Annotated in this window: 13 protein-coding genes; 3 read left to right on the top strand and 10 right to left on the bottom strand. The window is 59.4% G+C overall.

From position 1 onward, the window contains the following. Positions 1-11 precede the first annotated feature (11 nt). The 3 genes from ACNKU7_RS14460 to yacG are packed head-to-tail and all read left to right on the top strand — an operon-like array spanning position 12 to position 1,772. The gene (locus ACNKU7_RS14460; protein ID WP_418297703.1) at positions 12-896 is read left to right on the top strand and encodes a prepilin peptidase; all 885 of its coding nucleotides are present in this window, start codon (positions 12-14) and stop codon (positions 894-896) included. 14 nt (positions 897-910) lie between these two features. Then, entirely contained in the window at positions 911-1,522 is a 612-nt protein-coding gene (gene coaE, locus ACNKU7_RS14455; RefSeq protein ID WP_418297702.1) for a dephospho-CoA kinase, read from the top strand. Between the two features lie 40 nt (positions 1,523-1,562). Continuing rightward, the gene (gene yacG / locus ACNKU7_RS14450; protein WP_418297701.1) at positions 1,563-1,772 is read left to right on the top strand and encodes a DNA gyrase inhibitor YacG; all 210 of its coding nucleotides are present in this window, start codon (positions 1,563-1,565) and stop codon (positions 1,770-1,772) included. A 23-nt stretch (positions 1,773-1,795) separates the two neighbouring features. Here the strand turns inward: yacG and ACNKU7_RS14445 are convergent, their stop codons facing one another. From ACNKU7_RS14445 to pilW, 10 genes are all read right to left on the bottom strand, one after another. Continuing rightward, a complete protein-coding gene (locus tag ACNKU7_RS14445) occupies positions 1,796-2,293 on the bottom strand; it encodes a protein disulfide oxidoreductase (protein WP_418297700.1) in 498 nt (165 codons plus the stop codon). Then, a complete protein-coding gene (tsaA, locus tag ACNKU7_RS14440; protein WP_418297699.1) occupies positions 2,290-2,997 on the bottom strand; it encodes a tRNA (N6-threonylcarbamoyladenosine(37)-N6)-methyltransferase TrmO in 708 nt (235 codons plus the stop codon). Before tsaA ends, ACNKU7_RS14445 begins: the two co-directional genes overlap by 4 nt. 8 nt (positions 2,998-3,005) lie before the next feature. Continuing rightward, a complete protein-coding gene (locus ACNKU7_RS14435) occupies positions 3,006-4,463 on the bottom strand; it encodes an NAD-dependent succinate-semialdehyde dehydrogenase (RefSeq protein ID WP_418297698.1) in 1,458 nt (485 codons plus the stop codon). A gap of 144 nt (positions 4,464-4,607) precedes the next feature. Further along, positions 4,608-6,002, bottom strand: a complete 1,395-nt coding sequence (gene der, locus ACNKU7_RS14430) for a ribosome biogenesis GTPase Der (protein WP_418297697.1) — start codon at positions 6,000-6,002, stop codon at positions 4,608-4,610. Between the two features lie 113 nt (positions 6,003-6,115). After that, complete coding sequence (gene bamB / locus ACNKU7_RS14425) at positions 6,116-7,282, bottom strand: outer membrane protein assembly factor BamB (RefSeq protein ID WP_418297696.1); 1,167 nt, start codon at positions 7,280-7,282, stop codon at positions 6,116-6,118. After that, a complete protein-coding gene (locus ACNKU7_RS14420) occupies positions 7,279-8,049 on the bottom strand; it encodes a YfgM family protein (RefSeq protein WP_418297695.1) in 771 nt (256 codons plus the stop codon). Before ACNKU7_RS14420 ends, bamB begins: the two co-directional genes overlap by 4 nt. 67 nt (positions 8,050-8,116) lie before the next feature. Then, the gene (gene hisS, locus ACNKU7_RS14415) at positions 8,117-9,379 is read right to left on the bottom strand and encodes a histidine--tRNA ligase (RefSeq protein ID WP_418297694.1); all 1,263 of its coding nucleotides are present in this window, start codon (positions 9,377-9,379) and stop codon (positions 8,117-8,119) included. A 138-nt stretch (positions 9,380-9,517) separates the two neighbouring features. Then, a complete protein-coding gene (gene ispG, locus ACNKU7_RS14410) occupies positions 9,518-10,639 on the bottom strand; it encodes a flavodoxin-dependent (E)-4-hydroxy-3-methylbut-2-enyl-diphosphate synthase (RefSeq protein ID WP_418297693.1) in 1,122 nt (373 codons plus the stop codon). A 130-nt stretch (positions 10,640-10,769) separates the two neighbouring features. Beyond that, positions 10,770-11,900, bottom strand: a complete 1,131-nt coding sequence (locus tag ACNKU7_RS14405; RefSeq protein ID WP_418297692.1) for a RodZ domain-containing protein — start codon at positions 11,898-11,900, stop codon at positions 10,770-10,772. Beyond that, positions 11,887-12,669, bottom strand: coding sequence for a type IV pilus biogenesis/stability protein PilW (gene pilW / locus ACNKU7_RS14400; protein WP_418297691.1), 783 nt, complete (start codon positions 12,667-12,669; stop codon positions 11,887-11,889). The genes ACNKU7_RS14405 and pilW overlap by 14 nt, the downstream gene beginning before the upstream one ends. Positions 12,670-12,733 lie beyond the last annotated feature (64 nt).

Genomic DNA, 12,733 nt, shown 5'->3' with positions numbered 1-12,733 from the left:
AAGTAACTTCAATGCTCGATACACTTTTATCCCACCAAGCGCTGCTCCTAGGCAGCGCTTTTATTTTGGGCCTGCTTGTTGGCAGCTTTCTCAATGTTGTGATCCACCGCCTGCCGATCATGATGGAAAGGGAATACCAGCGGGACTTTTACAGCTATTTTGATAAGACACCTTCCGCCGCCGAACAGGCGCAGCTGGACGGGACCTTCAACCTGGTCCTGCCCCACTCCCACTGCCCCAATTGCGAGAAAGTGATCAGGCCGTGGCAGAACATCCCCGTCATCAGCTACCTGCTGCTCGGCGGCAAGTGTGGCAACTGCCGTGCGCCCATTTCCAAGCGCTATCCGCTTGTGGAGCTGGTAACCGGCATTCTCACCGCAATTGTGGTGTGGCAACTGGGTTTCACCTGGCAGTCACTGGCCGGGGTGTTTTTCACCTGGGCCCTGGTGGCGCTGACCGGCATCGACTTTGACAAGCAACTGCTGCCAGACAACATCACCCTGCCACTGCTATGGGCCGGCTTGCTGATCAACATCTGGGGCGTGTTTGCCCCCCTGCAGGATGCCGTGATCGGGGCCATTGCGGGCTACCTGGCGCTGTGGAGCGTGTACCACGTATTCAAGTTCGTAACCGGTAAAGAGGGTATGGGCGCGGGGGATTTCAAGATCCTGGCGGCCATCGGCGCCTGGTTTGGCTGGCAGGTATTACCTTTGGTGATCCTGCTGTCTGCCGCGGTGGGCGCACTGGTGGGCATTCTGTGGACATTGATCTCCGGGCGGGACAAGAACCTTCCCATCGCCTTTGGCCCGTATCTGGCCGGCGCGGCCTGGATTGCGATGCTCTGGGGAGAGCAGATCACCGGCTGGTATTTCCGGGTTTCCGGCCTGTCCTCGTAAACGGGTAACCGCTTATGTTTATCGTCGGTCTTACAGGTGGGATTGGCAGCGGCAAGTCAGCGGCCGCCAGTCGCTTTCGATATCACGGCGTGAATGTGGTGGATGCAGACCTGGCGGCGCGAATTGTGGTTGAGCCGGGGCGACCTGCTCTTGCAGAAATCGCCAGCCATTTCGGCAACCATGTCATTCAGCCCAATGGCCACCTGGACAGGGCCGCCCTGCGCACGCTGGTTTTCGACAATGCGGAAGAGCGACAGTGGCTCGAGCAATTGCTGCACCCGCTGATTCGCCAGGAAATCATTGAGGCGCTGGCGGCCAGTGCAGAAACCCACTCAGCCCCCTATGCCATTCTTGAATCCCCACTGCTGATCGAGTCGGGCCAGTCAGAGCTGGTGCAGCGGGTTTGTGTGGTGGATATTCCCGAGATTCTGCAGCTGGAAAGGGCCAGCGCCCGGGATGGCAACTCGCCCGAGCAGATTCGCAAGATCATGGACGCGCAACTTTCGCGGGCGCAGCGGTGTGCAAAAGCGGACGATATTCTGGATAATGGCGGCACTTTGGCGGCACTGGAGCAACAGGTAGACGACCTCCACCAGCGTTATCTCCAGCTTGCGCAATCCGCCTGAACCCATTTTTCCATAGATATACCGACTGAAAGTGTTACCCATGTCTGACGATCGTCCTACTCTCAGCTGCCCGACCTGTAAGAAGCCCATTGAGTGGAGCAACAAGAACCCGCATCGCCCATTCTGTAGCGAGCGCTGCAAGTTGATTGACCTGGGTGAGTGGGCCAGTGAAGGCCACAAGATTCCGGGACAGCCGGTGTACGACGATGTGCTGAGCGATGACCTGGATCCCTCCAAGACCCGGCATTAATGCCGGGTTAACGCGCCCGTTGGCTACTTGGCCAGCCACATTCGGGCCAGCAGCCCCCATTTTGACGCCATGCCGGATGTCACGGCACTGATCTGCCCTTCACTGTCGACGATGACGACTGTCGGGGTAACCTGTAATCCCCAGCTATTACTGAGCGCCCCGGTAGGATCGTTGACGGTCGTGAACGCCAGCTCATGCTTTTCCTGATAGGCCGCCACTTCCGCGTCATCGCCAGACTGCAGGGCAACGGAGATGACCTGGTGATCCGCAGCCATATCGGAAACGGCGGGTGAGACGACGCGGCAGTAGCCGCACCAGGTCGCCCAGAAATAGATCAGTACAGGTCCGTTCTCCGTCATCGCATGAAGATCGACAAGCTGACCCTCGATATCCGCCAGCTCAAGTTGTGGCGCGGGCCCTTTGGGCATATTGCGGCTGTGGTACCAGGACACCGCGCTGACCACCAGAACTGCCAGCAGGATGAACTCAGCCAGGGTCAGCACGCTGCGTTTTACATTCACGAGGCAACTCCTGCGGCCAGGCTGTCCAGCGCCAATACCTGTATGCCGCCATCGCGGTAACACCAGCGCAGGTTGAAGCCGCACAGTTCCATCCCGTACACCCGCTCGGGATCCGGTTGCTGGTAGGCCGGTTTGGGATCCTGCCCGAGCACCTGCCGGATCAATGTTTCCAAATCCGTATCCCAGTCATCGCAGTAGGCTCGCACCGACTGCAGGACAGGCTCAGGAATATGTACCGGGGTCGCTGCCGGCGCACTCCCGGCAAACTCACTGGTGGCTCCCGGGATCGCATCGGCGTAGGGAATGTAGGGTTTGATATCCAACACCGGCGTGCCATCCAAGAGATCGGCGCCGCCGATGATCAGCTCAACCTTTGGCGTGGTGCGCACTTCAATCAGCCGCACGACCGACAACCCAATATTGTTCGGCCGGAAAGGCGAACGGGTCGCCAGAACCCCCAGCTTTTTGTTGCCACCAAGGCGTGGGGGACGCACCTTGTGCGACCACTGGCCAGCCACTTCGTGAAACTGGAAAATGACCCACAGGTGGCTGTTTTGCTCAAGTCCGGCGACAGCATCGGGGGTATTGAGTGGTGGCAGCAGCTCGATGGCCGCGCGACTGGCATCCGCCAGCAATGGCTGGCGGGGTATGCCAAATTTCTCCGTAAAACAGGAGTGCACAACACCTATTGGATTCATCTGCATCGTCGAGCTCAAATCCCACCCATGCACAGATACTTGATCTCAAGATAGTCATCGATGCCATACTTGGAGCCCTCGCGGCCGACGCCCGACTCCTTTACACCACCGAACGGCGCCATCTCATTGGAAATGATGCCTTCATTGATACCAACCATGCCGTACTCCAGCTGCTCCGCAACCCGCCAGATACGGCCGATATCCCGGGAATAGAAGTAGGACGCCAGGCCGAACTCCGTATCGTTGGCCATACGGATAACCTCTTCCTCGGTGGAAAACTTGAACAGCGGCGCCACAGGGCCAAAGATCTCCTCCCTGAACAGGCGCATGGTGTCATCGGCCCCTGCCAGCACTGTGGGGGTAAAGAAGCACTCACCCATGTCACTGGCACCGCCTCCGCTCATCGCTCTGGCACCTTTGCCGAGCGCGTCTTCCACCAGGGCCTTCACATCGTCCACAGCCCGGGCATTGATCATCGGACCGACCTCAACGCCCTGCTCAGCTCCGTTGCCCATTTTCAGAGACGTCACCGCCCGGGTGAATTTCTCTGCGAATTCCTCGTAGACACCTTCCTGCACGAAGATCCGGTTGGCGCAGACACAGGTCTGGCCGGCGTTGCGGTATTTGCACACGATGGCACCCTGGACCGCTGCATCGATATCCGCATCGTCGAATACGATAAACGGCGCGTTGCCACCGAGTTCCATCGAGGTTTTCTTTATGGTTTCCGCGCACTGGGCCTGAAGCTGCTTACCCACGGCGGTGGAACCGGTAAAGGTAAATTTGCGCACCAGCGGATTACCGGTCATTTCCTTGCCGATTTCCCGCGAACTTTTCCCCACCACCACATTGAATACGCCGGCAGGTACTCCGGCCTCCTCCGCCAATACCGCCAGGGCAAGTGCGGACAGCGGTGTTTCCGAGGCGGGTTTGGACACGAAGGTACAGCCCGCGGCCAGTGCCGGGGCCACCTTGCGCGCAATCATCGCACTGGGGAAATTCCACGGCGTGATCGAGGCAGTTACGCCGACAGGCTGCTTTATAACGACAATGCGCTTGTCCCTGGACGGTGGCGCAATCACGTCACCGTAAGCGCGCTTGGCCTCTTCGGAAAACCACTCGAGATAGTTGGCGCCGTAGATGATTTCGGTTCTGGCTTCGGCCAGGGGTTTACCCTGCTCCGCGGTAAGGATCGCTGCCAGGTCATCGACGTTGTCGATGATAAGGTTGTACCAGTCGCGCAGGATCTTAGCGCGCTCTTTGACAGTCAGATCCCGCCAGGCGCCCCAGGCTTTATCCGCCGCTTCGATAGCACGGGCGGTTTCGGCAGCGCCACAGCTGGCGATCGAGGCGACGATTTCGCCGGTGGCAGGGTTGGTAACGTCGAGGGTTTCGCCGGAGTCCGAGTCTATCCACTCGCCGTTGATGTAGGACTGTTTGCGTAACAGGTCGGGATTTTTAAGGCTTGGCATAGATTCTCCTTATCCTTTGAGTGGTCGCCTGCAAGCAGGCTCCTACCGCATGGGTAGAGGGCGGCCAGGCGCGGGGCAAGTTTAGCCCGCGCCCGATCAACCGCGCTCATTGTACGAATACTACGCCGCCCGCCTCAGCCTGAATTATTTCTTCTTTTTCACAAACTTCATCAGGCGGCGCTTCTTCGCTTTTTGACGATCAGACAGTTTGTTCTTCTTATCCGCATAGGGGTTCTTGCCCGTGCGGAATTCGATTTTCACCGGTGTGCCGTGCAGTTCCAGCGCCTTGCGGAAGGTCTTTTCCAGATAACGCACGTAGTGATTTGGCACCTCTTCCGTCTGGTTACCGTGGATCACGATGATCGGGGGGTTCTGACCGCCCGCGTGCGCATATCGCAGTTTGATACGGTGCCCATTGACCAGCGGCGGTTGGTGCTCACTTACCGCCCACTGCAGAATACGCGTCAGGTGGTTTGTCGAAAGCTTGTCCGTCGCAGACTGGTAAGCGGCCTCGATCGACTGGTACAGGTTACCAACGCCGGTGCCGTGCAGTGCGGAAATAAAGTGAATATCCGCAAAGTCCACAAAACGCAGGCGACGTTCCAGCTCTGTCTTGATGAAGTCGCGGTGATCCGGATCCAGCCCGTCCCACTTGTTCAGCGCGACCACCAGCGCACGGCCGGCCTGGATCACGCTGCCCATCAGGTGCATATCCTGGTCCACGAGGCCTTCGCTGGCATCGATGACCAGAACCACCACATTGGAGTCTTCCACCGCCTGCAGGGTTTTGACGATGGAGAACTTCTCCACCGACTCCTTGACGTTCTTGCGGCGGCGAATACCCGCGGTATCGATGATGGTGTAAGGCTTGTCGTCACGGGTGTAATTGATATACACACTGTCACGGGTGGTACCAGGCTGGTCGTAAACGACTACCCTGTCTTCCCCCAGCAGGCGATTTACCAGCGTGGACTTGCCGACATTGGGACGCCCGACGATACCGATCTTGATACCGGTCGCCTCTTCCTCAACCTCTTCTTCCGGTGTTTCCGGCAGCCCCTCGATCAGGCGTTCCATCAGTGTACGCACACCGCGCCCGTGGGTCGCCGTAGTCGGGAACAGCTCGCCAATTCCCAGCTCATAGAAGGGTGCCAGGGCGATATCGGGATTTACGCCATCGACCTTGTTGGCCACCAACAGGGTCGGTTTGGAGCGGGTACGCAGGCGCTCGGCGATCATCTCATCGGCCGGTGTCAGGCCCGCGCGGCAGTCCACCAGAAAAAGAACAAAATCCGCTTCTTCGATGGCCTGCATGGATTGCTGGGCCATCGCTGCGTCGATCCCTTCTTCGCCGCCGCTGATGCCCCCGGTGTCTACCAGAATCATCTTGCGGCCCTCGAATTCCGCTTCACCGTATTTGCGGTCGCGGGTCAGGCCGGCGTAATTGGCCACAAGCGCATCGCGGCTCTTGGTCAGGCGGTTGAACAGGGTGGATTTACCCACATTGGGGCGCCCTACAAGGGCGATTACAGGCAACATATTCGAATCTACTCAAAACTGGCTATTCGCCAGAAATACAAACGCCCGCAAACTGCGGGCGAAGGTCAATTGGACTGGCAGCAACGCAAGCGTTGCACCGATCCCCAATCTATTTACTGCAGGCGCTCCAGGCGCAAGGCCACCAGTTCACCGTCATCAGACAATGCAAACAGGAGGTCGCCATCGGCCAGCAGCGGGATGCGTACCGGGTCGCGATCAATACGCTCGCGCCCGACAAACCGACCGCTGGCGGGATCCAGTGCGTGCAGGTAACCGTCGTAGTCACCTACGACCACAACATCACCAAAATACGCCGGCCCGCTCAACTCGCGGCGGAGCAACTCGCTATTGCTCCACTCTATCTGCCCATTACCCACATTGTAGGCATGGACACTACCATCAGCGCCACTCAGGTAAACCTGGCCGGCGCCCACGGCAACACTGTGGTTGGTGGAGGCGTCACGAGCCCAGAGGCCGCGACCGTCCTCACTGGAAAGCGCGACGATACGGCCCTGGTAGCTGGCGGCAAAAACCAGCTCACCACGCACCACCGGCGCCCCGTCAATATCCACCACCCGCTCCAGCTCTGCGGAACCTTGCGGGATGGCCACGCGCTGTTCCCAGCGGGTCAGGCCGTCAATGGCGTTCAGCACAACCAGCTTGCCGTTATCGAGGCCCGCGAACACCGCACCGCCGGAGATCACCGGACTGGCAGTACCGCGCAGGGTCAGCACCGGAAGCGCCGTGTTGTGGCGCCAACGCTGCTCACCAGTGGCACCGTCAAGGCCCAGCAGTTTGCCGTCTACGGTCTGAACCACCACCACGCCCGCACCGACGGCGGGAGTGGCAACCACCTCACCACCCAACTGGGTTTCCCAGCGCTGGCTGCCATCTTCAATGTTCAATGCCACGACACGGCCGCGGTAATCGGCGACCACCGCAAGGCCCTGGCCTACGCCAACGCCGCCGCTAATGGACTGATCCAGGTCGACTTTCCACAAGCGCTTGCCGGTTGTGCGTTCGAAGGCGAACACATCGCCATCGCTGTTGGCCGCGATCACTTTGCCATCGATCAAGCCGGGCTTGAGCATGGCGTACCGCAGCGCATCGATATCGCCGATGTTCTTTGACCACACCTCGCGCAACTTGACGGATTCAGTGATCTCCGTCAGCTCCACCGGGTCAGTGTCTTCCTTTTCATCGTTGGAAGCACACGCGCTCAGCAATGCTGCCAGCGCCAGTGCAACACACCGGTTCAACGCTTTTGGAGTCAGGATCATTGCGCGTCATTCTCCTTTTCAGATTCTGGGGCCGGCTGCTCGACCGGCTGGGAATCTTCCGCGTCTTTTGATTCTTCGACTGCTGATTCTTCAACAGCTGATTCTTCACCATTGGCTTCGCCGAGGGCTTCCAGCTTGAGTGCCAGCAGCTGGCCAGCGGAGGCCTGCTCCGGCAACAGCTGGGTGCGGGCTTCCTCGTACGCTTTGCGCGCGGCGTCCTTGTCACCTTGCTGCACAAGGATATCGCCACGGGTCTCAGCGTAGAGTGCGGCAAACTCTGACGGCACATTGCCTGACACCAGTGCCAGCGCTTCCTGTTCCTCACCGCGGGCAGCCTTGACGGCCGCAAGGCGACGAGTAGCCACATACTTGAGCGCATCGTCACTGGTGTTGTCGATGGCCCACTGCAATTCTTTAGCCGCTGTCTCCAGATCATTCTTTTCAGCAGCCAGCGCCGCCAGACGCAGGGACGCCTGCGCCGCATAAATTCGCTTGGCGTAATCGTCTTTCAGTTCACGCGCCAGCGATTGCGCGGTGGTCAGCTGTTTGTTATCCGGCTTGCCTTCATTGGCTGACACCGCTTCGACAAAGCCCTGATAGATATTCGATGCCGCTTCCGCGTCAGCGCGCTCCTTACCCTGCCACCACTGCCAGCCAAAGTAGGCCGCCAGAGCCAGTACTACACCGGTTACGATGCCGGAGCCATTTTCCTTCCACCAGCGCTTGAGCGATTCAATCTGTTCTTCTTCGGTCAAATGGTCAGCCATTTTGTTATTCGCCTTATTCTAAAAATCCAAACTTCGAATATGGTTTGACGATTGTGCAGCCTGCCAATCAGGCCTGCAGGATACTGGACAGTTCCGCCAGTGCCACCGTCTTCTGTTCTGCTTCTGCGCGCAGCGGTTTTACCGTCACCTGCCCCGCCGCAGCTTCATCTTCGCCGATGATCAACGCGTAATCTGCATTGCTTTTGTCGGCCTTCTTCATCTGGCTCTTGAAGCTGCCGCCCCCGCAATGGGTCTGCAGCCGCAGCCAGGGCAACTCAGAGCGCAGCTGTTCCGCAGCAGCCAGGGCCGCCGATTGTACATCACCCACCGCAACCAGATAGGCATCAACCTGCTGATCCAGCGCTTCCGGCAATACTTCCAGGGTTTCCAGCAGCAATACCAGGCGCTCGACACCAAGCCCGAAGCCAACCGCCGGCGTGGCTTTGCCGCCCATCTGCTCGACGAGGCCATCGTAGCGACCTCCGGCACACACGGTACCCTGGGAACCCAGGCTGTCAGTGACCCACTCGAATACGGTCTTGCCGTAGTAGTCGAGGCCTCGCACCAGGCGAGGGTTTACCTCATAGGCCACACCGGCCGCATCGAGAAATGCGCGCAACTGGTCGAAGTGCGCATGGGATTCCTCATCCAGGAAGTCCAGTAGACACGGCGCGTCCGCGAGCAGTTCCTGAGTCTGGGCATTTTTGCTGTCGAGAATCCGCAGCGGGTTGCGCTCAAGGCGGCGCTGGCTGTCTTCGTCCAGCTGATCCTTGCGTGCGGACAGGTATTCCACCAGTGCCTCGCGATAGGCTGCACGGCTCTCACTGCTGCCAAGGGAGTTGAGCTGCAGGGACACATGCTCTGCCACACCCAGCTGCTTCCACAGGCGCGCGGTCATCATCAGGATTTCCGCATCGATGTCCGGGCCTTCAATCCCGAATACTTCCACACCAAACTGGTGGAACTGGCGCAGGCGGCCTTTCTGGGGGCGCTCGTAGCGGAACATGGGGCCGAAATACCAGAGCCGCTGGGGCTGGCTCAGCAGGCCGTTCTGGATCGCCGCACGCACGGTACCCGCGGTTCCTTCCGGGCGCAGGGTAACGCTATCGCCACTCTTGTCATCAAAGGTATACATTTCCTTTTCGACAATATCGGTGGCCTCACCCACAGCGCGACTGAACAGCTGGGTTGATTCCAGCAGTGGCGTGCGGATTTCACTGTAACCGTAACGGGCGAAGAGTTCGCTCAGGGTACTCTCAACGTACTGCCACACCGGAGACTGGGTCGGCAGCAGGTCGTTCATGCCGCGAATGGCGCGAAGTTGTTTCAACGGTAGTCCTTACTTACTAATTGGTCGTCATGCCGGCGCCTGCCAGCACCCAGTGCGGTCACTGGATCCCGGCTTCGGGCCGGGATGACGGGAATACATTTTTTACGGTGTCATGCCGGCCCAGGCCGGCAGCCAGAATTACTCAACCGTCTCTTTGGCGATGATATTGGCTTCGGCCTCAGCCTTAGCGGCTGCCTTGGCGCGAATCAGGCGCTCAAGGTCATCGACGAGGTTATCGTTTTTCAGCTTCTGACTCGGCTGGCCGTCTACATAGATGGCATGGCTCGGCGTACCGCCGGCGAGCCCGATATCAGCTTCCTTGGCTTCGCCCGGGCCGTTGACGATACACCCGATGACCGCCACATCCAGTGGTGTGGTCACGTCTTCGAGGCGGGTTTCCAGCTCGTTCATGGTCTTGACCACGTCGAAGTTCTGGCGGGAACAGCTCGGGCAGGCAATAAAGTTGATCCCTTTGGTGCGCAGACGCAGGCTGCGCAGCAGGTCCCAGCCCACCTTGACCTCTTCCACAGGGTCCGCCGCTAGGGACACCCGCAGGGTGTCGCCGATACCGTCCAGCAACAGGGCACCGAGACCGATAGCGGACTTCACGGTACCGGCACGCAGGCCACCAGCCTCGGTAATCCCCAGGTGCAGCGGCTGCTCAATTTGGGTCGCAAGTTTGCGGTAGGCCGCCGTCGCCATAAAAATGTCAGAGGCCTTCACGCTGACCTTGAAGTCCTGGAAGTTCAGGCTGTCGAGGATATCGACGTGACGCAGGGCGGACTCCACCAGCGCATCCGGTGTGGGCTCGCCATACTTTTTCTGCAGGTCTTTCTCCAGGGAACCGGCATTTACGCCGATTCGAATCGGTATATTCAGGTCGCGGGCCTTGTCCACCACTGCGCGGATGCGCTTCTCACGGCCGATGTTGCCCGGGTTGATACGCAGACAGTCGACACCGAGGTCCGCAACGCGCAGGGCGATGCGGTAGTCAAAATGGATATCCGCCACCAGCGGCACACTGACCAGCTTCTTGATCTCGCCAAAAGCCTCTGCGGCGTCCATCGATGGCACAGAAACCCGCACAATGTCGGCCCCGGCCTGCTCCAGGCGCTGGATCTGCGCCACGGTGGCCGCCACATCACAGGTTTCGGTATTCGTCATGCTCTGCACAGAAATGGGCGCACCACCACCAACAGGCACATTGCCCACCATAATCTGGCGCGATACCCGGCGAACTATGGGTGACTCAAACTGCATAGCATTACCTTGCGACTAAATCCCTGCAAAAGCAGGTGGGAGACGAAAAAACAGGGGGGGATTATAGAGAGATTGGGCGCAAACCTACAGAGGCTGCGCCCTACGGAGAGATCTAAATTGGCGACCCGGGTCAACCACCAACCGTCAGTTTGCGGGTGCGACGGTTGCCGAGGGGTGCACTTTCGACCACTTCTCCGCGATAGCTGACCGTCGTCCCCGCCGCATTGCCCAGCATCAGGCTGAACGGTGCCACACCGTTCAACTCCACGCGGGATCCCGCCGGCTGCAGCTTTGCCAACAGTTTGTTACCACTGGCATCCGTCACTTCCACCCAGGACTCCTCACTGAAATCCAGCATTAACGCCTCTGCATCGGCTGCCAGCGCACGGCTTTCCGCACCTTCCTGCTCGCTCACCTCGCCCACAGATGCCGCTTGCAGTGCAGCTTCAGGCGCGGGAGCCGGCTCAGAAACCGGCTGTTCTGGAACAGCCGGCGCAGGCACCGGGCTTTCCGCCAGCACAACCTCTTCGGTCTCCGCAACCACCTCACTGGCCATCCCAAACTCACCGGCCTCGTCAAACTCACTGGCAACGTCCAGCTCAACGTCAGTATCGAGGGCGCCCTCTTCGGCGCTTGCGGGATCTTCGTCAGGCCCCCCGCTGATCACGTCGGGCTCAGACTCCGATACCATTTCCCCGGTTTCATTGAACTCCAGCGCCGACCATTCCTGTTCCTGAGCGCCCTCACCTTCGGACTGCGCGTCATTTACCACAGAGCCGGACGTCACCTCGGCGGCCTGCACAGCCTCAGCGGCCGCGCCGGGCTGCTGCATAAACCACCAGTAACCGCCACCAGCGGCTACCAGGGCCAAGACAAATACCAGCCCTGAGAAACCGCCGGAAGACGACTGACCACCCTTGGCAATCACCGCCCCACTGGGCTTGCGGGCACTGGGCGCGCTATCTGCCTGCACCGGCAACTGGCGCTCGAACGCCTCAAGCACCGGCTGGGGGTCAACGCCCAGCTCTTTGCAGGTGTTTCGGATATAGCCACGCACGTAGGTCGCCCCGGCGAGACGTTCAAATTCATCCCGCTCCAGGTGCTCCAGCTTGAGCGGGGTCATGCACATGCGCTGCGCCAGCTCCTCACGGGTCAAACCGGCTTCTTCACGGGCCTTCGCAATCAGGGCACCCGCCGTCATTGTTGCGGTCGCTTCGGTCTGTTCAGCGGCAGCGGTCGCTGCTGTATCAACGTTGTTCATTTTCGGCCATCAATTTCTGGTATTTCAGAGTTTCCTCTGAATAGGGAAAGAGGTTCTTGAGCGCCAAACCGTAACTCCTTTCCTTGTCGCGATTGCCAAAGGTCTTTTCAATCCGGATCCCCAACCACAGGGATTGCGGCACCTGGCGATTCCTCTCGCCATATCGATCCAAGTAATGCTTTGCCTGCGCATACTCCTTGCGCTCAAACTTCAACTCGGCCAGCTCCAGCAGGGCTACCGGCAAGTCCGGGCTCAGGGACAGAGCCTTCTTGAAGGCCTTTTCGGCGGCCTCGGAGTTCCCCAGGCGCTGCTCCGCGCGACCGAGGTTGGCGAGCGCATAGGAACGGCGGTTGTAGCTGAGGTCTTCCGACGCAACCTGGAACTGCTCCCGCGCATCGGTATAACGCTCCTGCTGATACAGGAACACACCGTAGTTCACCCGCGCCATGGAAAAGCCGCTGTCGTAGCGGAGGGCTTTTTTGAAATGGGATTCGGCGACCGCCAGCTCACCATCCACCTGATACAGCAAAGCCAGGCCGTGATGGGCCTCGGGGTCTCTTTTACCCAATTCAAGGGCCTGCTGGAAGTGGTGACGGGCAGCCTCGCGGTTGTCCCCACTCTGGAGATAGCGCAATCCCAGCTGAACGTGGGTTTTTCGGGCCTTATCGAGATCAATCTCCTTGCCGCCGCCGGTGGTCACACAGCCACCCAGCAGTAAAGAGAGCACTAACCCGGCGAGGACAGCCGGGCTGGAAATTCTTGCTAACACGAGCTTCACCTTGTCGTTATTGGGTGCGTTCTACTACTGGCGCACGCCGGACGAATCGGCAATG

Origin of the sequence: Microbulbifer weihaiensis (genome assembly GCF_048323715.1) — a bacterium.
In the GTDB taxonomy this organism is placed as follows: Bacteria; Pseudomonadota; Gammaproteobacteria; order Pseudomonadales; family Cellvibrionaceae; genus Microbulbifer.
The sequence above is the reverse complement of the archived record's forward strand: the minus strand, read 5'-3'. Positions and strand labels throughout refer to the sequence as shown.